This window comes from Aureispira anguillae, assembly GCF_026000115.1.
GTDB classification, from domain to species: domain Bacteria; phylum Bacteroidota; class Bacteroidia; order Chitinophagales; family Saprospiraceae; genus Aureispira; species Aureispira anguillae.
This window is the reverse complement of sequence record NZ_AP026867.1, coordinates 6,788,263-6,815,256: the sequence shown is the minus strand read 5'-3', so window position 1 is coordinate 6,815,256 and position 26,994 is coordinate 6,788,263. Positions and strand designations below refer to the sequence as shown.

19 protein-coding genes are annotated in these 26,994 nt (G+C 37.7%); 5 read left to right on the top strand and 14 right to left on the bottom strand.

Going from position 1 to position 26,994, the window contains the following annotated elements; all coding sequences use genetic code 11:
* Positions 1–8: 8 nt before the first annotated feature.
* A complete protein-coding gene (locus tag AsAng_RS26490) occupies positions 9–932 on the bottom strand; it encodes a pseudouridine-5'-phosphate glycosidase (RefSeq protein WP_264790157.1) in 924 nt (307 codons plus the stop codon).
* A gap of 256 nt (positions 933–1,188) precedes the next feature.
* Between AsAng_RS26490 and AsAng_RS26485 the strand changes: the two genes are divergently transcribed.
* The gene (locus AsAng_RS26485; protein ID WP_264790156.1) at positions 1,189–2,220 is read left to right on the top strand and encodes a fatty acid desaturase family protein; all 1,032 of its coding nucleotides are present in this window, start codon (positions 1,189–1,191) and stop codon (positions 2,218–2,220) included.
* 261 nt (positions 2,221–2,481) lie between these two features.
* Entirely contained in the window at positions 2,482–3,528 is a 1,047-nt protein-coding gene (locus tag AsAng_RS26480; protein WP_264790155.1) for a fatty acid desaturase family protein, read from the top strand.
* Positions 3,529–3,703: 175 nt separating this feature from the next.
* Here the strand turns inward: AsAng_RS26480 and AsAng_RS26475 are convergent, their stop codons facing one another.
* From AsAng_RS26475 to AsAng_RS26425, 11 genes are all read right to left on the bottom strand, one after another.
* Positions 3,704–4,363, bottom strand: coding sequence for a hypothetical protein (locus AsAng_RS26475; protein WP_264790154.1), 660 nt, complete (start codon positions 4,361–4,363; stop codon positions 3,704–3,706).
* 12 nt (positions 4,364–4,375) lie between these two features.
* Positions 4,376–6,031, bottom strand: coding sequence for a DNA repair protein RecN (recN, locus tag AsAng_RS26470; RefSeq protein ID WP_264790153.1), 1,656 nt, complete (start codon positions 6,029–6,031; stop codon positions 4,376–4,378).
* Between the two features lie 203 nt (positions 6,032–6,234).
* Positions 6,235–8,385, bottom strand: a complete 2,151-nt coding sequence (locus AsAng_RS26465) for a T9SS type A sorting domain-containing protein (protein ID WP_264790152.1) — start codon at positions 8,383–8,385, stop codon at positions 6,235–6,237.
* A gap of 302 nt (positions 8,386–8,687) precedes the next feature.
* Positions 8,688–10,244: a T9SS type A sorting domain-containing protein gene (locus AsAng_RS26460; RefSeq protein WP_264790151.1), complete on the bottom strand. Its 1,557-nt coding sequence runs from the start codon at positions 10,242–10,244 to the stop codon at positions 8,688–8,690.
* 60 nt (positions 10,245–10,304) lie between these two features.
* Positions 10,305–11,861 carry a T9SS type A sorting domain-containing protein gene (locus tag AsAng_RS26455; protein ID WP_264790150.1) on the bottom strand — a complete coding sequence of 519 codons (1,557 nt, stop codon included), beginning with the start codon at positions 11,859–11,861 and terminating at the stop codon, positions 10,305–10,307.
* 60 nt (positions 11,862–11,921) lie between these two features.
* The gene (locus tag AsAng_RS26450; protein ID WP_264790149.1) at positions 11,922–13,475 is read right to left on the bottom strand and encodes a T9SS type A sorting domain-containing protein; all 1,554 of its coding nucleotides are present in this window, start codon (positions 13,473–13,475) and stop codon (positions 11,922–11,924) included.
* A gap of 56 nt (positions 13,476–13,531) precedes the next feature.
* A complete protein-coding gene (locus AsAng_RS26445) occupies positions 13,532–17,527 on the bottom strand; it encodes a T9SS type A sorting domain-containing protein (RefSeq protein WP_264790148.1) in 3,996 nt (1,331 codons plus the stop codon).
* A gap of 10 nt (positions 17,528–17,537) precedes the next feature.
* Positions 17,538–17,852: a WD40/YVTN/BNR-like repeat-containing protein gene (locus AsAng_RS26440; protein ID WP_264789605.1), complete on the bottom strand. Its 315-nt coding sequence runs from the start codon at positions 17,850–17,852 to the stop codon at positions 17,538–17,540.
* The gene (locus AsAng_RS26435; protein WP_264789606.1) at positions 17,821–18,669 is read right to left on the bottom strand and encodes a beta propeller repeat protein; all 849 of its coding nucleotides are present in this window, start codon (positions 18,667–18,669) and stop codon (positions 17,821–17,823) included. Before AsAng_RS26435 ends, AsAng_RS26440 begins: the two co-directional genes overlap by 32 nt.
* A gap of 544 nt (positions 18,670–19,213) precedes the next feature.
* A complete protein-coding gene (locus tag AsAng_RS26430; RefSeq protein WP_264790147.1) occupies positions 19,214–20,419 on the bottom strand; it encodes a hypothetical protein in 1,206 nt (401 codons plus the stop codon).
* Positions 20,420–20,939: 520 nt separating this feature from the next.
* Positions 20,940–22,337: a phosphohexomutase domain-containing protein gene (locus tag AsAng_RS26425; RefSeq protein WP_264790146.1), complete on the bottom strand. Its 1,398-nt coding sequence runs from the start codon at positions 22,335–22,337 to the stop codon at positions 20,940–20,942.
* Between the two features lie 403 nt (positions 22,338–22,740).
* Between AsAng_RS26425 and AsAng_RS26420 the strand changes: the two genes are divergently transcribed.
* The 3 genes from AsAng_RS26420 to AsAng_RS26410 all read left to right on the top strand — a co-directional run bounded on the left by AsAng_RS26420 (position 22,741) and on the right by AsAng_RS26410 (position 25,385).
* Positions 22,741–23,400, top strand: coding sequence for a protein-L-isoaspartate(D-aspartate) O-methyltransferase (locus AsAng_RS26420; RefSeq protein ID WP_264790145.1), 660 nt, complete (start codon positions 22,741–22,743; stop codon positions 23,398–23,400).
* Positions 23,401–23,677: 277 nt separating this feature from the next.
* A complete protein-coding gene (locus AsAng_RS26415; protein ID WP_264790144.1) occupies positions 23,678–25,033 on the top strand; it encodes a hypothetical protein in 1,356 nt (451 codons plus the stop codon).
* A gap of 10 nt (positions 25,034–25,043) precedes the next feature.
* Complete coding sequence (locus tag AsAng_RS26410) at positions 25,044–25,385, top strand: nucleotide pyrophosphohydrolase (RefSeq protein ID WP_264790143.1); 342 nt, start codon at positions 25,044–25,046, stop codon at positions 25,383–25,385.
* Positions 25,386–25,421: 36 nt separating this feature from the next.
* Here the strand turns inward: AsAng_RS26410 and AsAng_RS26405 are convergent, their stop codons facing one another.
* Together AsAng_RS26405 and AsAng_RS26400 are read right to left on the bottom strand one after the other, a co-directional pair.
* Positions 25,422–25,988 carry a DUF6702 family protein gene (locus AsAng_RS26405; protein WP_264790142.1) on the bottom strand — a complete coding sequence of 189 codons (567 nt, stop codon included), beginning with the start codon at positions 25,986–25,988 and terminating at the stop codon, positions 25,422–25,424.
* 4 nt (positions 25,989–25,992) lie between these two features.
* Positions 25,993–26,916, bottom strand: coding sequence for a YHYH protein (locus AsAng_RS26400; protein WP_264790141.1), 924 nt, complete (start codon positions 26,914–26,916; stop codon positions 25,993–25,995).
* Positions 26,917–26,994 lie beyond the last annotated feature (78 nt).

Genomic DNA, 26,994 nt, shown 5'->3' with positions numbered 1-26,994 from the left:
ATTTTTTGTTACTTATACGAAATTGAGTGTAAAGCCACTGCAATTTGGGCTGCTAATTGAGCATTGTTATAAACCAATTCAATATTAGATGCCAAACTCTTTCCAGTGGTCAATTCCTTGACTTTTGCCAACAAAAAAGGAGTACTTTCTTTTCCTTTTATCCCTAAGCGATTAGCTTCAGCTATTGCAATGGCGATATTCTCCATCATATAATCGTAATCCAGTTGTTTATCCGCAGGAATTGGATTGGCAATTACAACGCCTCCTTGCAAGTTCATCCCCCACTTAGTTTGAAGAAAATGAGCAATTTCAGTTGCATTCTCTAAGCGATAATCTACGTTAAAACCACTTTTCTGAGTATAAAAAGCAGGTAACTCAGCCGTTTGATAACCAATAACAGGAACCCCATGTGTTTCTAGATACTCTAAGGTTAACCCTAAATCCAGTATTGCTTTTATCCCTGCGCAAACAACCGCAACATTAGTTTTAGCTAGTTCTTGTAAATCTGCCGATACATCAAACGAAGTCTCAGCACCACGATGTACGCCCCCTATTCCTCCTGTAGCAAAAACCTTAATCCCTGCCATTTCTGCCGCAATCATAGTAGAAGCAACAGTAGTAGCGCCATCTATTTTTTTGGACAACAAATAAGGAATATCCCTTCGGCTAGCTTTTATTATTTTTTGTCCAGCTTTCCCCAAGTATTTCACTTCTTCTTGAGTTAATCCTACCTTAAATTTACCATTAAGAATAGCAATTGTAGCAGGAATAGCACCATTAGAACGTACAATTTGCTCCACGGCTAGGGCTGTTTCCATATTTTTGGGAAAGGGCATTCCATGAGAGATAATAGTAGATTCTAACGCCACAACAGGTTGATTATTTTGAATAGCCCGTTGTACCTCTGAGCTAATCTCTATGTACTTTTTCATTTTTTTTAAGCTTTAAATTAGGTTTTTAATAGGGACAATTTAGTTGAAATACATCCTTATAGAAGAACCAATCATAAGTTTTTCAGAAAAACTATTCTACCTCTTGTCAAAAGTAAGTTATAATAGCTTTTGTTTCTTAAAAAGTAGATTTTTTACCTTTTTAATTTTATTTTTGTTGTTGAACAAAAATAAACAATGTGTGTGTGTGTTTTAGTTTTTATCGTTTAATTTGTTACCAAACAAAATCAATCTTATTATGAGCAGTACTTCTCTTTTACGTTACAAAGCCGATTATAGAACATTGGTATTTGTAGCAGCTTATTATATTATAGCCTATGGAGGATTTATTACCTATATGCTCAACCCTGAACTACGTACTTGGACAGTCATGGCACCTTGGGTAATTGTTACCGCATTTTCTTCCTTTGCCTGTGCCGTTATCGTCCACAACACCATACATGCTCCTATCTTCCACAAAAAATCACATAATAAATGGTTCCAATTTGTCCTAAGTTTAGCTTATGGATATTCTGTTAGTGCCTATGTACCTGGTCACAACTTCAGCCATCACAAAGAAGTGCAATCAGACAAGGACAATATGCGTACCTCCAAGGCACGTTTTAAGTGGCATTTTCTCAATCAACTTTTATTTTTCTTTATCGTAACTCCCGATTTGTTAAAAGCAGAGAAGAAGTTTGTTGCTAAAATGAAAAAAGATAAACGAGATTGGTACAACCAATGGCTCGCTGAAATGATTTTAGTTAATGTTGTTCGCATTGGGTTGTTATTTGTTAACTTTCCTGCGGCTTTGCTCTTTATTTGGGGACCACACATTTATGCTGCATGGGGAATTGTGGGTACTAATGTCTGGCAACATGATGGTTGTGATATAGAAGACAAATACAATCACTCTCGTACTTTTACGGGTGGACTTTTGAACTTCTTTTTGTTTAATAATGGGTATCATGGTGCTCATCATGATCGTCCATCAATGCACTGGAGTTTATTGCCTGCTTACCACGAAAAAAATATTGCTCCATATATCCATCCCAACCTTAACCAAAAAAATATGATTACTTATTTGGTAAAGGCTTATATTTACCCAGGAAAACGAGTAAATTATGATGGTAGCCCTTACGTTCTAGAACCTGCAGTTCCTGATGTTGATTGGGTAGCAGAATTGAGTGTTATAGATCCTGCCCATAAATACGACTTTGGGGCGGAGGCTAGTTCTATTGATGATATTCTACAAACAACAGAGATAAAAGAAACAAGCAAAGTTGTTTAATCCTGTTAAAATAATGATCTGTTTATGAAAATATAACGTGTTATAACTCTGTAGAGTTGTAACACTTTTCCTCATTTATCTAGGCTCTAATTCCATTATCCTCTTTTTTGGGCACTGAGTTTGTGTAGGTCTTTTGGTATATTTTTTATAAAAAAAGGATTTGTTTTTTTTACGCTCTAATTCCTACTTTTCATACTCCAGAATTCTATTTATTTAATCATAGCAATATGATTATCAAGACATAATTTAAAAACATTAAATATGAGTACATCCCTTTTACGCTATAAAGCCGATTCCCGAACATTAGCCTTTGTAGTTAGTTACTATCTCTTGGCTTATGGAGGGTTCTTTCTATTTGATTATTTTTATGAATCTTCTTTTTGGACCATTCTAATCCCACTTTGCATTGCAACCTGTGTGGTTTGTTTTTCTACTGCTGTTATTATTCACAATACAGTGCATGCCCCTATTTTTGTCAAGAAGTCGCACAACAAAATCATGCAATATGTACTGAGTTTTTGTTATGGGTATTCTGTAAGTGCTTTTGTTCCAGGGCATAATTTCAGCCATCACAAAGAATTAGAAACCCCAAAAGATGTCATGCGTACCTCCAAAGCACGGTTCAAATGGCATTTATTAAATCAATTATTTTTCTTCTTTTTAATTACCAGCGGAGCCTTAAAGTTTGAATTAAAATGGGCGGCAAAAATGAAAAAAGAAAAGCCAGAGTGGTATCGCCAGTGGCTACTCGAATCAATCCTAGTTAATGTACTCAAAATAGGAGTACTTTTTATTAACTTACCTGCTGCCATTCTATTCATTTGGATTCCTCATTTCTATGCACTTTGGGCATTGATGGGCGTTAATTTGTGGCAACATGATGGTTGTGACCCTAATCACAAATACAATCATTCTCGTACGTTCACAGGCAAAATAATGAACTGGTTCTGCTTTAACAATGGGTATCACGGAGCACATCATGATCGTCCAAGTTTACATTGGAGCTTGTTACCCGCCTACCACGATAGATATATAGAGCCTTATATTCACCCCAATTTGAGTGTGGACAATATGCCTAAATATTTCTGGAAAGCTTATATCTATCCTGGAAAACGAATTAACTACGATGGAACACCCTATGTATTGGCTCCCAAAGTAGCCGATCAAGATTGGACAGAAGATATTTTCATGGGCGACCGCTCTCATAAATTTGATTTTGGAGCAGAATCTGCTTCTGTTGAAGAAATGTTACAAATTACAGAAGTCGTCGAAAAAGAAGTAAACGAAGAATTTCATAGTGTTGTTTAATAACAAGTTTTGTGAAATGCTAAAAAAATTCCTTCTTGCAGTAGTGGGTCGGATATAAGTTGTAAGTAGAAAGTCGTATGTTTTTATTTTAACGATAAAAAACATACGACTTTCTACTTAAAGCGCTACTAGTATTGGGTCGAGCACCTGCGGGGTATCAAGGCATTCTTATTGCTTAAGTGTACTGTTCTCGTTGTACAAAATAATGAAATTTAGGATTGTAAAATAAGTACAAGTACTGCTCTTCTCCTATAAAATCCAATACTCTTACCTGTCCAACAAATAATAAAGCCTCCCCGTCTAAATCCACTGGGGTTTCATCTCTTTGCACCCAAATGGGGGAGCTGCCAAAACGCTTGATCAAAAAGTTCAAATTTTCATTAGCAGGCAGTAGGTTCATTAAACCATGTTCCTGATAATCCTGCACAAAGCGTTCGTATTTTTTATTGGCCTTTTGTTGATATTTTTGGTAGGGTGCTGATATTTCCAACATTTTCGCTTTTGCCTGCAAATCATATTTTCCCTCTATGCAATCAAAACCCAATGAATAATCGCCACAATAAGAGGTATAATATCGCATATAATCTACCTTTTCTTCAGGCTCTCGGTAAACATAGACAAAATGAGCATAAAAATCCCAAGTGGGATTGAGCAACGCCATTTTAATAGAACAGAGTGGAAAAAACACGCTGTTATGCAAGGTTGAAACGGTCTCAAACACCAATTCTCGATCAGGAAAAAGCAGCACATCCGATTCCTCAATGGCTATTCCAGTATGCTGAAATAAAAAGCCAGCTTCTTCATTTGCTTTTTTCCTTTTCTTAAACCATTTCATAAGGGCAATTGATTAGCAACCTAATAACTCTCTAGCGTTCTCCTTGGCCACATCAGAAGGAGGATTACCACTCAACATTTTAGCAATTTCTAAGATGCGTTCCTGCTGGTTCAATTCGCTAACAAACGTAGTGGTTTTGTTTCCAGTTACTTTTTTACGAACAAAATAATGGGTATTGGCTTTTGCTGCAATCTGAGGAGAATGAGTGATCGAAATCACTTGATGCTCAGAAGACAATTGTTTCAAAATAATCCCCATTTGCAAGGCCACCTCTCCCGATACTCCAGCATCAATTTCATCAAAAATTAAGGTTGGCAATGGAATGGCACTCGCCACCAATGATTTGATACAAAGTGCCAGACGAGATAACTCCCCACCAGAAGCTACCCCTTTAATTTCTTCTAGGCGGCTCCCTTTATTGGCTGCAAATAAAAACCTCAAACGATCGGTTCCTGTAGGCGTAAATTCTTGGGTTGAAACAATTTCTACCTCCAAACGAGCATACTGCATAGAGAGCTGTGCCAATAATTTTTGTACCGATTTTTGGAATTTGGTGGTTACTTTTTGGCGACGCTGAGACAAGCGTTTTCCTAGGTCCAATAGTTTTTGCTCCTGCTGTTTGATTTGAGTATTTAAGGCTTCCATTTGTTCTGAAATATCTTCAAAGCCTCCCAATTTTTCCTCCAATTCACTTCTCAATTGAATCAACTCTTCGTCGTTCTGAACATGGTATTTATTGGCTAAATTAAACAAAATCGATAAACGCTCATTAACCTCTAGCAAACGGTCTCCATCGTGTTCTGTATCTTCTGCAATGACATGAAACTGATTGCCAATTTCTTCCAATTCTAACACAAGAGAATCAAACTGCTCCAAGATTTGTGGCAATTTAGGGTGAAATTCGACCAAATTGGCCGCCGAATTGGAAAGATCGGTTAATTGGCTACACACGGAATTTTCATTTTCGGTAATGTGCATGGCCGCACCGCCCAAAATACGCTGAATATCTTCTGCATTGTTAAGGCGTTTTTGTTCCATTTCGAGGGCTTCCATTTCGCCCAACTTCAATTCTGCCTCTGTGAGTTCATTCAGTTGATACGTCAAAAAATCGGTTTCCTTATTGGCATCCTGGCTTTGTTTAATCAAACGAGCCAAAGCACGCTTACTTTCTTCATAAGCTCTAAATTCCGTTTGGTATTTGCCCAACAACTTTTTATTGTCTGCAATGGCATCGATTACTCGAACCTGAAACAGTGGGTCGTGAATATCCAAGGTGTCAAATTGTTGATGCAAATCAATGAGCTTATTGCTCAACTCTTTTAAAACGCCCAAACGAACAGGCGTATCATTAACAAAAGCTCTTGACTTTCCAGAAGGGGTAATTTCTCGGCGAATGCAGGTCTCTTCTTCATAATCCAAATCATTGGCTTCAAAAAAATCTTGCAAACCGTAAGGAGATACGTCAAAAACGCCTTCTACAATACATTTGCTATCTTGCTGATAGAGTACTTTGGTGTCTGCACGTTTGCCCATAATCAGCCCTAAGCCGCCTAGCATAATGGATTTACCTGCTCCTGTTTCACCAGTTATAATCGTCAAATTATTGGAAAAATTAATCACCAATTCCTCTATGATCGCATAATTTTGGATCGTTAATGTCCGAATCATTTCTGAAGTTGAGTTTGTACAAAATAATTTTTGTAAAGCAGTTCCCCCACAACACGACAATTCATCCACTAATTTTTTTGAAAGAATAATTCTAGTCTTACCCCATCAAAAAATATCAACTGCTTTACAAAAATACAAAAATGTGCTACAAATGACACAAATTGTTTTAAAATATTTTTTTTAGTCGCCTTTTTATAGGCGAATCATCGCTTTACAAAAGGTTTGGTTACTGCTTCTTTTTCTGTTTTTAGGGTCAGATAATAGGTTCCTGCTGTTAATTTTTGAACATTGATTGTTCGCTGTTCCGCCGTTATACTTTTGGCAGTTGTTATAGAAAGAACCCTTCCTTTTACATCCGTAAGAATATATTGTAATGTACTGGGTTCTTTTAATGCCACCTCTATATTTAACAGCTCATCCGTAGGCGTTGGATAAATAGAAAAATCGATCGTTGTTGATTCCAATTCCTTTGTTCCAATATAGCAAGACGAACTACTATAAATACCAATTGAAGGAGTTAAGCCCAGACCAAATCCCTGTGGATTGATTGTACTATTCCCTAAAGAATCCCTTGTTAATAAAAATGAAGACTGTGGAATAATTGCTGTTGGGCTTGTCGAAAGGGTATTTAGAGCATAATTATAATTGTCAGCTCCAAACCAAACTCCTGTACTATCGTTAAATAAAACCCCATTCCCAAATAAGGAGGGATACTGCATAATAGAAACCATGTAAAAACCCTTGTTCAAATCTAAAATTGAACCACCTGTTACAACATCCACCAATACATCAGAAGTAGCCATTCCATAAGTTCCCAACGCCTGTGTTGTCCCCAATCCAGTCAGATGAACAATTCCTATCCCAATTTGGGTTAGTTCTGATGTTTTATCAAACCAGCCATTCCCATCGTCTACAAATTCATAAAGATTGACCGCTAAAATCAAAGAACTATCACCACTATAATTTGAAGGAAGATAATACCGAAAATCGACCGAATCAATTCTAATTTCATCACCTGACCAGCCCAAAGCGCTAATAGGATTGTAAAACAAGGCACCATATTCAAAAGAAACCAAGGTGCTGTCTTTCGGAAAAACAGCAGTAGTCGCCAATACTTTGTCATCGTTGGGATTTAGCCTAGCCTTTGACTCATAATATTGCTTGCGACAAGCCACTGTAGCAGCAAAGGCACGATTAGAATTCAGCCGATGATAAATGGTGTCGTTATCATCAAAGGCATCGGTGTGCAAATGCTCTACCCAATATTTCACAATATACTCCCCCGATCCATACCATCCAAAATTAAAATTGCCCAATGTTTTTTGCCCCACAACACTGTTTTCACCTCCTGCTTGTAGGGTATCGTTATCCAAATAAATGGTATCGGAATAAATAGAAGACGTATAAAACCCAAAATCTGTCAGATGGTCTATTTCTAGTATTATTCTAGCTGAATCATTGGGATAAAGGCTTTTTGAGCCATAATTAATGGCTCTTAAGCCCCAAGACCACTGATTTCTTGCAATGGGATCGTTATAACTATGCCGCAGATTATTAGTTGATAAATAGCGACTATTGCAGATTTTTATATAATCTCCTTGCTCTGCTAATACGGTACTATTTGGATTGGGACGAGCAATGGCAAGATCATAATCGGGTGCTAATTCTACGGATAGATCATCTATCATTGCATAATAATTGGCTCCCTCAAAGAGAAAACGAATTCGGCAACTGTCTAAAGTAGCAATTCCCGTGGTAAGAGTAGGAAAATAAGCTCGTACCCACCCAGCAGTATTGGAATCTTGTAATAGAGTAAGCGCTAATTCTGGCGACCAAGTTGTGCCATCATCCACAGACATTGAAACCGTCCATTTAGTAAGTTCTTCTATTCTGTATTGGGAAAAAAAGCGAAGCAATAAGCTGCTGTCCATATAACCACTTAGATCTATTCTAGGAGAAATAAGTAGCCCTTTATGTGGTGATAATGAGCTTCCCATACCGCTGTTATTCAAATAATCTGAATCAAATATAGCAAGCCCGTCTGACTGTGAAGGAGAAGGCATTGGAATACTATCTAGGGCATTTACTCCTTGTGAATAGCCCAAATTGCTCCTTGTCCAATAGGCATTCCCTGGTAGCGTTGCCCCTCCATCTTCATAAATGGACAAAGCTGTCCAAGTGGTTGGATCGTAGTTCCCTGTGGTTCCTGTTGTTGTAAAATTGGTTTGAAATCGCCCTTCTGCATTTCCAATGGTAGCCCCTGCTCCCCAAATCTTTGTTTGAGCAAAGGATTTTGTCAGGCTACAGTGATAGATCATCAATATGGATAATCCAATAAGTGTTGTTCTTTTCATTTGATACTTTTTGTACTGTTTGGTATTTTTTTTAGATATAATTAAATATAATACTTCGTGGATTACTCGCTACGCTCATGAGATAGTTTTTTAGTTTTTCTTCAAAAAACATAAAAAAGCAGTGCCTTTCCTTTTGCAGCTTTTAGCTGCAAGCTGACGCAGCTCACTATCGCTCGTACATTAAATTGATTATCAAAGTTTTAACTTTTTCACCAACAAAAGCATACCTTATTGATAATCAATCTAATGCGATTTTACCACGAAGTAATGTAAATAAGAAGCCATAGATTTTTGCAACAATCTCACCGCTTCAAAAACTCCTCACTCCCAATCAACACCCCCTCCTGCCTTAGCTCCAAGATGTAAACCCCAGCCTCCAAATCATATACGGGTAGGATATACGTTTTGTCCGATTGGTCGTAGGTCTTATACTCCTTTAAGAGGCGACCTTGTACATCCAGCACTCGAAAGCTTAAATCTTCTTGGGGGCTAGGATTGTAATAATGGACATTTAAATAGTCGGTTGTGGGATTGGGATAGAGCAGTAGATTTAGAGCAGCAGGTCTTTGAGTAGGCAATACTCCCGATACCAAATGACAACCTGGTACCAAACAGCCCTCTTCGTCTAGTTTTAGTAACCAGCCTTGTTGATGAACGCCTGTCCCTATAATATTCGCTTCTCCACAAATCAAAAAACCACCATCTGGCGTTCGCTCTGCATCGTAAATGGTGTGTTCGGAATTGGCTGTATTGAGGTACTCATATTCTCGACTCCAAATACTATCTCCATCTGGAGATAATTTTACAACTCTACCATGAATGATATAATGAGTAGGGTTGGGTTGGGGATATACTCTAGAGATTGTTCCAAAGGCTACTAAACTAGAATCTTCTAATTCTATTATTTTATCAAATGCTGCCCGATCATGTATTGGAGAACGCAATCTTTTTCCCCATAAAAAATTACGAGCACTATCCAATTTATACACATAGCCATCATGGATAAATCGACTGGAAATCCCATTTGTATTTAATACTTCCCCTCCCCATGCAGAAGCAATAACCCAACCTCCATCTTTACTTTTTATTAAATCATTAACTCCATGAATTTGTTGTGTATTGGGACTTTGATATACCCATACACTATTCCCTAGGCTGTCTATTTTTTCTAGCTTGCTCCGTACCGTATAGTTTATATTTACACCACTTAAATTATCTTGCTGATAACCGATTATATAACTATTGTCACTATCTACATATACACAGGGTGTATGTTCTACATAGTCTATCGTACCTCTTGTTATATTCAGTTCCTCATTACCGTCACTATCTATTTTTAAAATACCAATATCACTTGCTCCCTGTGAGCTATGAATTGAACTAACAATTATATAATTACTATCCAAAGTAGCCCTCACATCATCAGGTCTTATTGAATAATTCCACGAATGAGGATTAGCATAAAAACTAGACCACACTAAATTTCCCTGAGTACTATATTTCAACACTCCTCCCATCATTTTTAACTGATTGTCATATCGATAAGCAGACAAAATCAAAGCACCATCATAATTCGTTTGTAAAGAAGGTGCCCATGTCTCATTAGTATAAAAACTGTCTAATAAGATTTTACTAAAAATGATCTGACCCAAGGTATCTGTTTTTAAAAATAAGGTTGTCTTTCCACTATTAATCGTATCTCGAACAAAACCAATCACATAATAACAAGAATCTGTCGCTTCTAAACTTGTTAAAATCGTATTCCCATCCCCTAACTGCATCCGTTTATTAAAAGTTGTAATCTGCCCAATACTATTATAGCAAAAAAAACAACCCAATAATATATAAATTAATTTCATAAGAAATAAGATAAAAGCCTATTTCTACGCTAGGTGGAAATAGGCTATTCATTAAATCCTTTACCCCTTCAAAAACTCCTCACTCCCAATCAAAGCCCCCTCCTGCCTTAGCTCCAAGATATAAACCCCAGCCTCCAAATCATATATGGGGAGGATATACGTTTTGTCCGATTGGTCGTAGGTCTTATACTCCTTTAAGAGGCGACCTTGTACATCCAGCACTCGAAAGCTTAAATCTTCTTGGAGGCTAGGATTGTAATAATGGACATTTAAATAGTCGGTTGTGGGATTGGGATAGAGCAGTAGATTTAGAGCAGCAGGTTTTTGAGTAGGCAATACTCCCGATACCAAATGACAGCCTGGTACCAGACAGCCCTCTTCGTCTAGTTTTAGTAACCAGCCTTGTTGATGAACGCCTGTCCCTATAATATTCGCTTCTCCACAAATCAAAAAACCACCATCTGGCGTTCGCTCTGCATCGTAAATGGTGTGTTCGGAATTGGCTGTATTGAGGTACTCATATTCTCGATTCCAAATACTATCTCCATCTGGAGATAACTTTACAACTCTACCATGAATGATATAATGAGTAGGGTTGGGTTGGGGATATACTCTAGAGATTGTTCCAAAGGCTACTAAACTAGAATCTTCTAATTCTATTATTTTATCAAAACTTGCAGCATCATCTATTGGTGAGCGAAACCGTTTACCCCACAAAAAATTTCTTGCACTATCCAATTTATACACATAACTATCGTGTAAAAAAGTACTCCATGTCCCTGTAGCTCCTAACCTTTCATACCCCCATGCAGAAGCAATAACCCAACCTCCATCTTTACTTTTTATTAAATCATTAACTCCATGAATCTGTTGTGTATTGGGGCTTTGATATACCCATACACTATTCCCTAGGCTGTCTATTTTTTCTAGCTTGCTTCGTACCGTATAGTTGATATTTACACCACTTAAATTATCTTGCTGATAGCCGATTATATAACTATTCTCATTATCTACATAGACACAGGGGGTATGTTCTACATAGTTGGGTTGGATAGACGAAATATGCCATTCTTTATTTCCATTTTTATCCAACTTTAACACAGATATATCACTTACTCCCTGTGGATGACTGACGCCACTTACTACTATAAAACCACTATCCAATGTTATTTTCATATCATCTGTACGTATATACTTTTCGCCAAAGTAAAGATTGGGGTATAAATATTTTTCAATTAATACTCCATCGGTATTGTACTTTAATACTCCTCCTTTCATTGAACTACTATCATCTATATAATACCCTGATACAACGAAGTTATCATCTACATAACTCTGTAAAGAGGGTTCCCACGTTCCATACAGCCCTAAAGAATCATAATACACATAACTACATAAGGGATTCCCTAAGGTATCAAATTTAGAAAAAAGAGCCCCTACTTGGCAATATAAGCTATCTCTAGCCACCCCTGATATATATATACATGAATCCGTTACTTCTAGACCTGTTAATATGGTATTTCCACAGCCCAATTGAACTCGTTTATTAAAAGTTGTAATCTGCCCAATACTATTATAGCAAAAACAACAACCCAATAATATATAAATTAATTTCATAAGAAATAAGATAAAAGCCTATTTCTACGCTAGGTGGAAATAGGCTATTCATTAAATCCTTTACCCCTTCAAAAACTCCTCACTCCCAATCAACGCCCCCTCCTGCCTTAGCTCTAAGATATAAACCCCAGCCTCCAAATCATATACGGGGAGGATATACGTTTTGTCCGATTGGTCGTAGGTCTTATACTCCTTTAAGAGGCGACCTTGTACATCCAGCACTCGAAAGCTTAAATCTTCTTGGGGGCTAGGATTGTAATAATGGACATTTAAATAGTCGGTTGTGGGATTGGGATAGAGCAGTAGATTTAGAGCAGCAGGTCTTTGAGTAGGCAATACTCCCGATACCAAATGACAGCCTGGTACCAAACAGCCCTCTTCGTCTAGTTTTAGTAACCAGCCTTGTTGATGAACGCCTGTCCCTATAATATTCGCTTCTCCACAAATCAAAAAACCACCATCTGGCGTTCGCTCTGCATCGTAAATGGTGTGTTCGGAATTGGCTGTATTGAGGTACTCATATTCTCGATTCCAAATACTATCTCCATCTGGAGATAATTTTACAACTCTACCATGAATGATATAATGAGTAGGGTTGGGTTGGGGATATACTCTAGAGATTGTTCCAAAGGCTACTAAACTAGAATCTTCTAATTCTATTATTTTATCAAAACTTGCAGCATCATCTATTGGTGAGCGAAACCGTTTACCCCACAAAAAATTTCTTGCACTATCCAATTTATACACATAACTATCGTGTAAAAAAGTGCTCCATGTCCCTGTAGCTCCTAACCTTTCATACCCCCATGCAGAAGCAATAACCCAACCTCCATCTTTACTTTTTATTAAATCATTAACTCCATGAATCTGTTGTGTATTGGGGCTTTGATATACCCATACACTATTCCCTAGGCTGTCTATTTTTTCTAGCTTGCTCCGTACCGTATAGTTGATATTTACACCACTTAAATTATCTTGCTGATAGCCGATTATATAACTATTGTCACTATCTACATAGACACAGGGGCTATGTTCTACATAGTTGGGTTGGACTGGCGCTATATCCCATTCTTTATTTCCATTCTTATCCATTTTTAACATAGATATATCACTAATTCCTTGAGGGTGCCATACTCCACTTACAACTACAAAACCACTGTCTCTTGTTAGCCCCATATCATCTGTACGTATATAATCACCTGCCACATGAGGATTAGCATGTAATCCTTGCCAAATTAAATCTCCATTTACATTATACTTTAACACTCCTCCTCTCAATCCACTAGTATCTAAATAATGGGCAGAAACCACTAAATTTCCATCCAAGCTCGTTTCTAAAGATGGTTGCCATGTCCCATACCTACCTAATGAGTCATAGATAATTTTAGCATAAATAATTTCACCCAATGTATCGAATTTACAAATTAAAACTCCTAACTCACATACCATACTATCCTTAGCTATCCCCGTCACATAATAACAAGAGTCCGTAACTTCTAAACTTGTTAATATGGTATTATTACAGCCCAATTGTAGCCGTTTATTAAAGGTAATGGTTTGACTAAAAACATTATTTACCAACAAACATATTATTACTATTAAAGTCCCCTTCATAATTTAAGGATAAATACTTCCCCCTATCATAAAATAAGGGGAAGTTCAGTGAATTATTATTTTTGAATAATCAGTTTACATACCTTAGAGCTCCCTTTTTCTGAGACCAATATGGCAAAATAAATACCCCCTGGCCAGTCTTTTGTATTTAACGTAAGATTGTTCCGATTGTTAGCAAGAATAACTTCTGCTACCGTTTTTCCTGAACTTGCCCGTACAACTAACCGCCCCTCTTTCGCCCCCTTAGGTAATTGATACGATAGATCTACCCAATTAATTGCAGGATTAGGGCTTCCCTCTAAAATGGCTTCCTCACTCGCAAAGCTAGGCTTACTATTAGTAGCAGGAATATAACGCCCTTCTATTGGACTCCTATCGGGCAAGGTTGGATAATAAAGAATCCCCTTCCGATAAAAAAAGTTTAAGATATTGCCTGCCTGTACCGCTGCAAAACCCCATTTAGTAGCAGCAATTTCTTCTAAAACCTCCACTTCCGCTTTTTCTAAGTTAGCTTCTGTTCTCCCTGCTTGGTATGCCGTATATAATAGTTGTTTTAAACGTTTATAATCGTCCTGATTGTTTAAAGCACGTTCCTCTAAGCTATATTGAGCAGGAATTGAATCGATCCATTCCAAGGCTGTATTGTACTGTCCTATCCTCCAATAATGCTCTACCAATTCATAGACCGCCTCTAAACCTGTTTTTTTCTGAATCCAAACCGCTATACTATCTTCATGGGGTAAACTATCGTTGGAATAGGCTCTAATAACTTCATTTGCCCAAAAGAAAACTTCTCGATTGGCTCCTGCCAATTCTCCTCCTTGTTCTAAGACCAAACTGCTATCTGTGGGGTCTAAATTAGAATAGTTTTCTTCCAATAGATTATAAGCTGCTTGGGTCTGGTAATAATTGGCTTTGAGCGTTGCTAGGCTTAGGGGAATTCCCTCTGCATTGGATATTTTATAAACACCTACTCCTGTATAATGATCGGCACAGAAATTTTGAGCTCCTACATTAGGTATATCAAAAGAATTCACATTAAACAATAAAGTTGGATCGGGAGATTCAGCAGAACTAACCTGAGGATCACTTGTATAATAATAAGCAATCGGAGCATTTAACTGCCCCAACGCTGGATTATAACTATAATTATAAAATTGCGCCTGAGCGGGTAAACTTTGTATGGGCGTTGATAGGGTATTTCTACTGGCTTGGCTTGGTCGTCCCTGCCTTGCACTAATACTAGCAGGAGCCGCATTGGTCATAATATTGGGTAAAACCGTAAAATCATAAGCATTGCTACTATTTTGATTGCAAAGATATTGTAAGCCACTTGCAAAAGGCCCTATTCCTGCATTCTCTCCATGCGCTAGATTGCCTCCTGTTAAATTATAATATTGATTATTTCTAATTTGGTTGCCACCAGTACCAGCATCCTCCACCCAAGAACCGAGCGTCTGGTCAGTACTGGAAGCTTGAAAGACATTTTGCTCCACAACAAAGGCTGTATTGGCAATCAAACCCAAGCCATATTCCTCTACTACATAGTGGTTGGGCGAAGCAGCAGCAAAGCCCCCAATCACAAAACTATCCCTAATAATCACGGCATGATTCTGCGCCCGTATGGTCAAGGCCTGCTCATTGTCTATAAAATTACACTCGTCTACGGTAGCGGTTAAAGGGCTAAGACTGGGACCCGTCAAGTCTAGCCCTCGCTCCAAGCCCTCAAAACGATTGCGTTTATCCAAGTACACCCACTTTCTCAACTGCGGGCTGCCCCCCAAGCTGAGTAGCCCAAAACTCCCCCCTCTAGCCGCATCGCCTACCTTATTGCTTCGCTCATCCTTGAAGCTACAGCCTTTGATCTCTGTGCCGCCGATTCCCCACATCGAGATATGCCCCAAAAAGAAGGGAATGCTGTCTTGATTAAAGGGGCGATAGGCATCATTAACCGTAAAGGTGCAATTTAATAAACTACTCTGTTCGGCTGTCGTAGAGCGATACTGCATAAAATCTATAGAACGCCAATTGTTGACAAATTCACTGTCCATTGCTCGAATTAGCCCACCTGTTCCACCTGTCCCCGCTATTATATCAGGATAATGCCCCACTTGCCAAGGGCTAATCGCATTTTTGGCGTATTCTATTCTAGAACCATTGAGCCCGATCATCCCCTGATGGCTCGGCAGTTGAGGCATTGCAGAGTTTCCCCAAACTTGAATGCCCTGCCAAGTTTGTCCGCAAAGGTTGGTAATGATACTGCCATTGACCATCAAAATCCCTCCTGTTTCGACCACAATAAGCCCCTCTTTGGGCATATTTAAGGTGATGCTGTCCAAGATTAGCGTTGCCCCTGTTTTTACTTTTATGTCCCGACTCATATTTTTGTCCGTTGACCAGATTTCAGTACCCGAAATCGTGCGGAAACTGCGATAACTAATATCCGTTTCGGCAGGCAACAAGTCCGACTCCCATACGCCACGCCCAAAGGTTGCCGCTCTGAGCTTGCCGAGGCAGTAATTGATCTTTAATTCCGTTGTTCGTACATTGGGAAAATTCTCCCCATAACGCAACCAATCGCCCCCATCTTCCCGTACATAAACCCCAACATCCGTTGCAATATACAAACGGTCTTTGGTGCCTCTTTGGTAGACAATGTTGTTAATGGGAACATTTAAATTAGCCAAGGCATTGTTGGCATCGTCATAGCTCGTCCATGTACTCCCTGAGTCGCTGGAATAGTATACTTTTATGTCCTTGCTATAGCCCGAAAAGCTCAACCACAAACGCTTTCCATCTAAGGGATCTACGGCTATTCCCGTAATGGGGTTGGGATCACTTCCTGCTGCTGTGGTATCAATGGGTAGCCCTGCATTTTTTAAGACAAAGCAGGTATCACAGCCCAAACCATTGTTAAAATAAAAGTCCGAACGCCGATTTACAGAGTTATCTCCTAGGGTCACCAAATAGGTATAATCACTGTTTTCGTCTTCAGAGAAGCCGATTTCTAAGATTCTACGATTGTCATCTGCTGCTTGATATCTTTTTAGGTTGGATTTCAGCCCCCATTTATCTAAAATGGTCTGGTAAGTCCGAACCACGCAAAAGCCTGGGGCAGATAAGCCCCCTGAACCTACTGGCTGAACCCATTGGTAAATTTGATTTACACCAGGGCTTGCTCCTATCGCATCACAATTGGTCGCATTAGAACTCAAACCATTGGGTAAGCTATCTGTAGCAGGAAAAGTATCTATGGCAACTAAAGAATCTATTCTGGTATGGGCATTCCGCAAATAAAGCTCGGTAAACCCAAAATACAAAGAATCATTTTTAGGATGATTTAACATCGGAAAGGTGCTTGGAACGTCCGATGGCAGCCATTGACCATCGGGAGTATTATTAGGACTATAAGACAAAGGGGACATTACTAAACGATGAAAACTTGTTCCATCATTTTGGCGAAAAAAAAGATCTCCACTTTGGTCATCAATTCGAGTTCCATAGCCGTCTTCACCCGCCATTTGCCCCCAACTAGTTCCATTATCTATGGTGATATTCGTCCCTACATCTTGTTGCGCTAAAGCAATTAAACTATCATTGCCTTCCCAGTCGTCAAAAGACCATATTGTAGCTACTCCTAGCCCATCGTACAAAGAAACCCAATCAGAGGTACTGCCCCCTAATGGTAATTTACTCACGCCTCCATGGGTTCCTGCAAAAATTTCACTGCCATTATTAGGACTAAAGGCAAGACTGTGTACATCTGCATGAAATGCCCCATTGGCGTAGGGCGACCAGCTACTAAAAGCTCCAGAAAAAGCAGCATAACTTCCTCTTACAACCGTACATCCATAACAAACGTGATTGGAATCAACAGGAGATACGGATATTCCTGCCCAAGCAGGTTTGCAAAGCCCTGTTTCATATAATCCTGTCCTCGTTTCTAAATGTTGCCAATTCCCAGTGTTTCGACTATAAACCAGTAGGCTCATGGCTTGATGCCTTATCAAATAAACATAAAGCAAATGAGGAGCAGCAGGCGTGGTAGCCACGTTTATCCGCTCAGGCAAAATAAGGGGAAAACTGGTATTCAAAAAAATCCAAACTGGCTCCTGTTCCCGTTAAAGCAGTCCAAGTTTGCCCACCATCTACGGACTCATAAATATTTCGTCCGCTGGCATAAACAATATCGGGATTCGTAGGATGAAATTCCAACCCTCGCCATTCTGTATCCAAGACAAAACCACCTCCTGTTGCTGCTGGTCCTACTAAAACTTGCTCCCAAGAAAATCCTCTATTCTGCGTTCTAAAGATTCCTTGACTGGTGGCAATCAAAAGAATTTGGTCATTGGTCGGATGCACAATAATATTCCGCATGGTGCCCCCCTGATTCAAAAACTTCCAATAAATCCGACTTTACCGTTCCATCAATCATCACCACTGCACTGCCATTCATCGATACCCAATGGTCATTAGCGGTATGATTAAAATATACGCCTTGGGTATGAATGGGATCTGCATTGTTAAGCACGCCTCTAAGTGGATCATAATTGGCTTGCAAACCAAAAGACGAATAACCATGATCGCCGTTTCCTGTACAGACAAATACTCGACTGCTCGATACCGCTATGCCACCAATAGAAGTCATGGGCAGCCCTCTATCTGTATGATAATTGTACCAATTTAAACCGCCATCATCCGTCCGATACAAACCGCCATAATGGGAACCTGCATAAATCGTTTGGTTGTTGACAGAATCGTAATTCGGGTGAAAGGCCAGTCGATGAATTTGTCCCATTCCCCGTCCATCACCTCCTAAATGAATGGTTTGATTCGGTCCCAATTCATCCCAATCCGATGCCAATGGATGAACAGGAGGAATGACAATAGGAGTTGTTCCTACTGGTGGCAAATTGTTGCTGTTGTTGTAAATACCGCTGTAAAGTCTGGTATAATCTAGCATTGCCTTATTCGCCCTACTCATATTGCCAGTGGGCGCTAGGCGAGGTCCCCAAGTCATCTTGTCTCGCCGTACTTGGTTGTAAATGCCACCTTCTGCGCTATCGGCTTGGTAATGCACATAAAAAGAGTCTAAGAATTGATAAAATGAAGAATCGGGGGAGATTTGGAATTGTCCAAAACCGTTGTGGAATAATAGGCAGAGCCCTATTATTAACATTTGTGGGTGTTTCATAAAAGCTAGGTTTTATTGTAAACAAATCGTGTTCTCTTTTATAATACTCCGCTGATTTTTTAGTTTTTTAGTTCGCTATGCTCATGAGAACAGTTAACAAAAAACATAAAAAAACATCTTATATTAACTTGATAATCAACCTCTTAACACTTTGGTCAATAAAAGCCTATTTTACTGATTATCAAATTGATACGATTTTCTAGCGGAGTAATGCTTTTAGCGATTGGCATAAAAAAAAGACTATCAACCTTTTACTCTAGCTTCGTGGGGTAATACAAGGTTAGGTATAAATTTTCACAATTCAAATATTTTCTATTAAAGATTCATTTTTAAACTCTATTTAATAAACTATTTTACAATTAGTTACATTGTTTTAAATTCAATAAATAAGTAAATTTAAAAAGTATAGGTAAAAAGTAATTATTGTAGATCAACAACAAATACTAAAAAAGATTACCTCTTGTAATAGTGAATGGAACATAAGCAACTAAACAAAAATCACTTCGCTGCACTACTACTACCTAATCGTGAGCCGTTGGGTGATCTAATAACCAATACTGTTAATTAGTTCCTGAATAGTCATCTGCTTATTATAAATAATATTCAAGTCATTCTCAAAACTGTTGATAGTATTAATATACGCTTCTTCTTCTATTTTAGGAACAGCTAACTGCTTCAAATCATGACAGATTGCTAACAAATCTGCTTTAAGAGCACTACTTATAGCCTGCATTGTTCCATGTTCAGAGGGGATTAATATATAAGCAAGAGCTTGATTAATAGTTGGTAAAGCACTTGTTAGATTAGTCAGAATAGGGGTAATGTCTGAGAAATACAGAACTCTACTAAGATAATAATAATCTTTAATATACTTTTCTCCCTTTGCGGTTCCCACTAGAACAGCATTCTTTACCTTGTAATATAAATCAACATCAAATTTACTAGCGACTGATGGGATAGAACTAAAAATATCGTCAATAAAACAAGTAGTTGAAGCACAATAATAGCTAATCCCATCATCTTCGCAGGTAGCTTTAGTGAGTGAGTTACAAAAGCCGTCGCAAATAGGGTCTGAGCCTCCTGGCTTATCTCTAAAATCGCTTTTAGAGACTTCTATAGAAGGAGGAGGAACCAAGCTACTCCCCATTCGATTTCTTAAATTATAAATCTCTTTTCCCTTTGTTAAATTCTGTAGAACGATATAACCTCTATGTTTCTTTTCAGGAAAAATATCTTGGCAAATAAGCCTTCCTACATCATTATAATTGACAGCTCTAATTACTTCTTTTTTTTCTGGAAAATAATTCTTTTCATCCGTTGCTATTTTATAAAGAGTATGAGTGAAGTTATTATCTGAATTGGAATACGAATAAATAGATATTGCTTTTACATTTTCTTTTCTTATCGTTCTTTGCTCTTTGTTTAGATCAATATCATAATACAAAATAGTATATACGGGATTCTGAACTTTTTCACTAATATCTAATGCTATACTTTGTTGTATGGCCAAATATTTTTGTTCCTCAAGTCGAGATATTGCCATATCGTACGGCACTTCACCATTATTTAGAGTATTATCAAATAGTTTACCATCAAAACTAAAATCATTTTGATTCCAGTTTATACTTAAAGTAGTCTTAAAATAAGGTTTTGAGCCACAGTCTTCATTTTGACACGATGCCTTGTCCATTGCTTCCTGACATGCAGTTGTCAAAAGAATTAGAAAACTTAACAAAGTTAGATTTTTCATTAGAATCTATTTTTGAGTTTTAAAATGAAATTACTTTGTGAGTACGTTCTTAGGTGAGTCAACAAGCTGGGTTTGACATACCTTGTTGTAAATTCCCCTTATTGTTTTGGTGATCTCTTAAAAGAGTCCAAAGATCGAAAGGCAAACTCAACAAACTAACAACCAGCAACTTAAATTAAGCCCGTAGAACAAAACAAGCTTACGTAGATTTTTTTTACAATTCAACTATTTTTTATTAAAAATTCATTTTTAACTTCTATTTAATGTACTATTTTACAATTAGTTACGTTGTTTTAATTTTTAACAGCCCTAATTCAAAATGTAGGGCTTTCCTATAAGAGCATGTTTACACAAAATTGTTGTATGATTATCAAATTAACGCCAAAATTGAATAACTAAAGCATTGATTTTAAGCGGTTGTATTTTTTATAAGCCCCCTCTTTTTTAACAACTTCAACAAAAAAAAGCCATGACTATTACGCCATGGCTTTTTACCCTATTTTAATATTTCATATATCCACTATCCTAGCGTAGCATGTGTTGCACTTAGGATATTTCTCACTTCCTCGGCTGTAGGCCCCTGTGCATAAACTCTTAAGACAGGCTCCGTTCCTGAAGGGCGAATCATCACCCATTTATCTTCCGACAGGTAGAATTTGTACCCATCAATTGTTTCTACACGTTGAACGGTATAATCGCCAAACTGTGTATATTCATTGTTTTTACATTTATCAATGATTGCCCATTTTTTGTCGTTAGCAATGTGCAAATCATCTCTATCAAAAGCAAAATGCCCTACCAAGGCATAAACTTCTTCCATCAACTCTTTGATTGACTTGCCTGTTTTAGCCATAAATTCTAAGATTAGCAAACCAATCCAAGCACCATCTCGCTCAGGAATATGTCCAGCAGCAGCAATACCGCCCGATTCTTCTCCACCAACCAAAACATCCTCTGTAATCATAATTTCGGCAATATGCTTAAAGCCAATTTTGACTACTTGATATTCCAAACCATACAATTCACACAATTTTTTTACTTTGTCTGTCACAGAGAAAGAAACAACCACCTTCCCTGTCATATTTTTGTATTTGTGCAAATAGTGAACGATTAAGAGAAGAATTTGATGTGAGCTAACAAAGTTGCCATCTTCATCGTACATACCAATACGGTCAGCATCCCCATCATTGGCCAAACCACAAGTAATTCGGTCGTTATTTTTGATCAAGTTGGATAGTTCCGTCAAGTTTTTGTGGATAGGCTCTGGAGCTTGTCCATTAAAACTAGGATTCATTTCGCAATGCAAAGGCACAGCACTAGGCAAGATTCTGCGCACGACATTTTGCCCTGCACCATACATAGCATCATAAGCACAAATCACACCTGACTCACGAATGGTTTTTAAGTCAAATTTTGACTCCACCTCTGCCATATAAATATCTTCTAGGTTGACATACTCCAACAACCCGTCCTGCTCCATTTGAGCTAAAGAAGGCAATTCATCCGTAATATTTTCGGTAGGAATTAAAGCCTCTACGGCATCAATATCTTTAGGGATAGAAGGTCCTCCTAGTTCAGACTTTAGTTTGTACCCATTGTAAGTTGGAGGATTGTGACTGGCTGTAATAACGACCCCCATTTTGGTCTTTTTCTTCACTACCCCCAAAGAAACCATAGGAGTAGTAGAGATATTTTTGTCAAAATAAGTTTTAATACCATGATGCGCCATAATTTGAGCCGTTGTTTCAGCAAACATTAAGCCCCCAAAACGACAATCGTATCCCAATACCAAGCTATCGCCACCATTTTGTTTAATCCACAAAGCCGTTGCAGTAGCAATACGCTTTACATTATCAACGGTATATTCCTTAGCTATAATTGCTCTCCAACCGTCTGTTCCAAATTTTATTTTTGTCATACTTTTAAATCACTTTTCTGCACAATACTGCTGTGCTTATTTTCTTTGTTTTAACATTATTCCTTCTTTGGCAAAGCAATAACTGTTCTTATTATTTAATACGATAGCCTATTGATGCTATCTGCTCTATTAGTAGATGTTATTTTTTATCTAAGATCCCTATTTGCATTGTTCTCTTAATGTATAATTTTTTCTATATTTAATAAGTGATTAATTGCCTTACCCAACAACAACATCAACCACCTAACAATCAACACAATACAAACATTTCATCAACAGACAGACAAAATTCACTGGCAAATTAGCAAAAAAATGGTAGCTATTCTAGTCATTTGTTGGTTAAGCGTCTATGAAATTTATGTTATTTTGTATTTTAGTGACACAACAGGTTTAAAACAAACGAATGGAAGACAGCAATAGACATAAAGGAATGCGAAAACGGCTTGCCTTGCAGTTATATGAAAAAGGCATACAAGATGAGAAAGTATTGGGAGCAATACAAGCCATTCCTAGGCATTTCTTTTTGGACAAAGCTTTTGAAGAACATGCTTATGAGGACAAAGCTTTTCCGATCGATGAAGAACAGACGATCTCTCAGCCTTATACCGTTGCCTATCAAACGGAGTTACTAAATGTGCAAAAACGAGAGAAAGTACTAGAGGTTGGCACTGGATCAGGTTATCAGTCTGCCATTTTAGCTTTATTGGGTGCTCGTCTTTATACCATTGAACGACATGAAAAATTGCAAAAAAAAGCAAAAAAAATGTTTGACTTACTCGGGCTATTAGGAATTCGAAGCTATTTTGGAGATGGGTATCGAGGCTTAGGTGAATTTGCTCCTTTTGACAAAATATTGGTTACAGCTGGTGCAACTGAAATTCCAACCGCCTTAAAAGAGCAATTAAAAATTGGAGGTGTATTGGTCATTCCCGTAGGAAACTCTAATCATCAAAAAATGCTAAAAATTACACGCACCACCGCAACAGATTACAAGCAAGAAGTCCTCAAAACATTTCGTTTTGTCCCCTTGCTCAAAGGAAAAAATTCCTGGAAAAACATATAAAAACAAATGCTTGGTGCGTTAACAATCAAAGCGTCCATTGGTTTAGTATTTCTTGTAAATTATTTGTAATTGCTTTTATTACTTTGTATTTTGCTGCCTTATTGGTTCCTTCACTACAATAATAAGCCTATAGTCAAAATTTTACACAAGCTATATCAAAACACTTTAGCATCATTATATTTTATACAAAATCTTACAAAAAAAATTGCCAAACGAACCCCTAAAGAATACTACGTTTTGGTGATTAGTAAATGATTGTTGTATTATAATATCCCAAATGATAAACATGATTTATTTGTTGCTTGTTCTCTACATTGCAGGTTTTGGCTGGTGGCTCAGATCAATAGATTCTCCCAACATCTTAGGTCTTCCACGAACGTTCATTTTCTTTATTTTTATTTCAAAAATAATAGTAGGGCTGATCTATGGTCTAATCCATCATACCTACTTTCAAGGTGGAGATACCTTTATTTACTTACAAGAAAGTACTCGCATAGGTAGTACCTTTTTATCTTATCCGAGTTATTATATCAATTCTATTTTTGGAGGCAATCCTCCTATTCCCGACACAGCAGTATTTATTTATCCTAGTTCCGTTTTCTTTTGGAAAGATCTAGGCACTTACACGCTTGTCCATGTTCATGCCATTCTATATCCCTTTACACTTGGGCATTATGAACTCCACATCTTTTTTATAGCCTTGATTGGTTTATTTGCCAGTTTAAATTTTTACAAGGTATTTGGTCAAATATTAGAGCTCCCCAAATGGGTACTGATTGTATGCTGTTTTTTCTTACCTTCTCTGAGCTTTTGGACAGCAGGACTGCACAAGGATGCCTATGTTTATTTTGGGTTGAGTTTATTTTTAGTTGGTTTATTAGAACTACAACAGCCTACGCCTTCACGAAAGACATTCTTTAAATTAGGCACAGCACTGTTGATTATTGGTTTTTCTCGTCATTACTTATTAGCCTTGTTATTGCCTGCAATCATTGCTTATTTAATCACATTAAATTATACCCGTCGTATTGGGTTGACCTATTTGGTGGTTTATAGTTGTTCTATTGGTCTAGCAATTTTGTTTACCAAATCTATTTTTGGTGTTGAATTGTTTGAGATTTTGTCTAGCAAACAAGCAGCATTTCTGGCAGAAATTGGAGGATCTTCGATACAAAATGCAGAGCCTTTTGCTCCTACTATATGGGGAGTTATTAGTATGATACCAATGGCATTAATTAATGTATTGGGTAGGCCTTTTTTGTGGGAATGCAAAGATTTTTTACAAGTGTTAGCTAGTTTAGAAATTTTATCTTTTTTAGGATTAATTTTGTGCTCTCTATCCATGAAAAAGAAACACATCAAACCACCCAATGTTTTGATTCATTTTATTATTGCTTATGCCATCAGCAATCTTTTTCTCGTTGGCCTCTTAGTTTCTAATATTGGTACCATTGCCCGTTATAGGGCAATAGCTTTGGGTATTTTATCTGCATTGTTAATGCATATTTTAGATTTTTACCAATTGAGTTTAAAACACAAACCTAGTAATACGCCCTCTTATCAACCTAGGACTGACCCCAAAACAATTTCGCCCCCTCTACCTAAAACCAAACAAAATCAATCACTCCACTAAAAATATAGTTATGACACTAAAAGAAGCACAACAAAAAGTAGATCACTGGATCAATACAATTGGAATACGTTATTATGGAGAATTGACCAATACAGCTATTTTGATGGAAGAAGTTGGAGAGGTCGCTCGCTTAATGGCTCGTATTTATGGTGAACAATCCTTCAAAACAGCAGCTCAAGAAGCATCTGCCAAAGATGATTTAGCAGAAGAAATGGGAGATGTACTCTTTGTACTCCTTTGTCTTGCCAATCAAGCAGAGGTTGATTTAGGTGCTGCGCTACAAAAGATTATGGACAAACGCTCTATAAGAGATAAAGATCGACATGCCAATAATCCAAAACTAAAAAAGTAATTTTAGAGAGGTAAGTAATGAATCTAAACTATGAAGTTATTTAAAATAACGTTGCACCAAGCCACCAACTAGCAAAATTCCCAATATTCCTCCTATCCAAAGTAGGTAATTCGTTCCTGATTGGAAAAAATAGAGGGGCGCATCATGGGAAGTTACAAAGTTTATTACTTTTTTATTGTTGACCTCCAAGGTATGGAAATTTTGCTGATTGGGATAAGCTTCAAACATGCAGGTATTTTGTATTGACTTTATGGTGGAAAAAGATTCTAAAACCAACAGATAGACAACTCCATGTCCATGCCCATTAGGATTTGGGGCCTTTAGAATTTTTTGAATCTGGATCAACTGATTTTTTTCATCTAAGAGGTGAATGCGTTGTTGAAGATAAGCTAAAAAGCCTTGATCCATTTCTTCTTGACTTTTGGCATTGTTTAGTTGAGGAAAAGCATCTAATAATACCTTTCGAATCGTCCATGGAAATTCTGCTTTGATCAACAGTTTTCCTTCTGATTCAAATAATTCAAAAAAAGCTTCATTAGGGGCATGAGCACAACTAGCATAGCTAATTATACTCATTACCCCAATTAGGATGTATTTGTTCATAATCTTAGATTTTAAAATCATTGGAAGGAGTTCCTACAAAACACCTTGGTATAGATGGAAAATCGTCTGTTATCACATAATAATAGGTACCATTAGGAAATTCAGGCGTCACTCCTGTTCTACCATTACACTCATCTAACAAGCCTAAACCATTGCTATATTCATAATCATTTGAATAGATGCCATTATAAGTACCACAAGGACCATTGGTTCCATCTTCTGGTCGCTCTCCTGTTTTGAGTTGATAACTAGAAGTCAATTCAACGACCGCTGAAGTCGCATCCTGAGGATCAGAATAGCCATATTTATAATAGATAGGAAAACCATCTGCCGCCCAGCCCACTAATGTCATCGTAGATGTACTGATATTTAGCGCTGCCAAATATAAGGTTGGAGAACCATGATAATGATATTTTCCTTGCGGTTGAACATGTGCATTATTACAATCCAAGCCAATCTGAATATTCATGGCTTCGAGGTTCCATGTCCAATTGACATTGGGAGCCATTACGCCCTCATGTGGCCAAGGTTCAGCTGCAATAGGATCTACCTCTACCCCATTCATCAATACTCCAAAAGAATAGGCAGGACCATAATTGCTCAAAAGCATTGTTTTTGAAGTTGCTATGGTTGGATTAGTAGTAATGCTATAGGTTTCGTTTTGAGCAGCAATAGCATGAGGGTTAATTGCTCCAGAAACCTTACCAAATACCCCTACTTGATGGTTAGGAATACTATTGGTATTGATGGTTCTCCAATTACCATTGGTTGATTCATGATAAGAAGGAGAAGTTGATAATGTAACGGTACAATTGCCTCTTGATCTATCCAGTTCATGGCTAGGTTGACAATTTTTGGCTTCTTCTCGACAACCTGTCCATACAATAATAGCGAATAAACATAATACAAAGGGATTCCTATTTTTCATAACAGCTTTTTGTTTAGTTTAACAATCCACGAACTCGTAAGTCCTTTTTAATAGGTCGATTACCGTTTTATAATACCC

Coding starts and splice junctions, on each gene's coding strand:
- AsAng_RS26490 (WP_264790157.1), bottom strand. CDS start 932: ATGAAAAAGTACATAGAGATTAGCTCAGAGGTACAACGGGCTATTCAA.
- AsAng_RS26485 (WP_264790156.1), top strand. CDS start 1,189: ATGAGCAGTACTTCTCTTTTACGTTACAAAGCCGATTATAGAACATTG.
- AsAng_RS26480 (WP_264790155.1), top strand. CDS start 2,482: ATGAGTACATCCCTTTTACGCTATAAAGCCGATTCCCGAACATTAGCC.
- AsAng_RS26475 (WP_264790154.1), bottom strand. CDS start 4,363: ATGAAATGGTTTAAGAAAAGGAAAAAAGCAAATGAAGAAGCTGGCTTT.
- recN (WP_264790153.1), bottom strand. CDS start 6,031: ATGATTCGGACATTAACGATCCAAAATTATGCGATCATAGAGGAATTG.
- AsAng_RS26465 (WP_264790152.1), bottom strand. CDS start 8,385: ATGAAAAGAACAACACTTATTGGATTATCCATATTGATGATCTATCAC.
- AsAng_RS26460 (WP_264790151.1), bottom strand. CDS start 10,244: ATGAAATTAATTTATATATTATTGGGTTGTTTTTTTTGCTATAATAGT.
- AsAng_RS26455 (WP_264790150.1), bottom strand. CDS start 11,861: ATGAAATTAATTTATATATTATTGGGTTGTTGTTTTTGCTATAATAGT.
- AsAng_RS26450 (WP_264790149.1), bottom strand. CDS start 13,475: ATGAAGGGGACTTTAATAGTAATAATATGTTTGTTGGTAAATAATGTT.
- AsAng_RS26440 (WP_264789605.1), bottom strand. CDS start 17,852: ATGCGGAATATTATTGTGCATCCGACCAATGACCAAATTCTTTTGATT.
- AsAng_RS26435 (WP_264789606.1), bottom strand. CDS start 18,669: ATGAAACACCCACAAATGTTAATAATAGGGCTCTGCCTATTATTCCAC.
- AsAng_RS26430 (WP_264790147.1), bottom strand. CDS start 20,419: ATGAAAAATCTAACTTTGTTAAGTTTTCTAATTCTTTTGACAACTGCA.
- AsAng_RS26425 (WP_264790146.1), bottom strand. CDS start 22,337: ATGACAAAAATAAAATTTGGAACAGACGGTTGGAGAGCAATTATAGCT.
- AsAng_RS26420 (WP_264790145.1), top strand. CDS start 22,741: ATGGAAGACAGCAATAGACATAAAGGAATGCGAAAACGGCTTGCCTTG.
- AsAng_RS26415 (WP_264790144.1), top strand. CDS start 23,678: ATGATAAACATGATTTATTTGTTGCTTGTTCTCTACATTGCAGGTTTT.
- AsAng_RS26410 (WP_264790143.1), top strand. CDS start 25,044: ATGACACTAAAAGAAGCACAACAAAAAGTAGATCACTGGATCAATACA.
- AsAng_RS26405 (WP_264790142.1), bottom strand. CDS start 25,988: ATGAACAAATACATCCTAATTGGGGTAATGAGTATAATTAGCTATGCT.
- AsAng_RS26400 (WP_264790141.1), bottom strand. CDS start 26,916: ATGAAAAATAGGAATCCCTTTGTATTATGTTTATTCGCTATTATTGTA.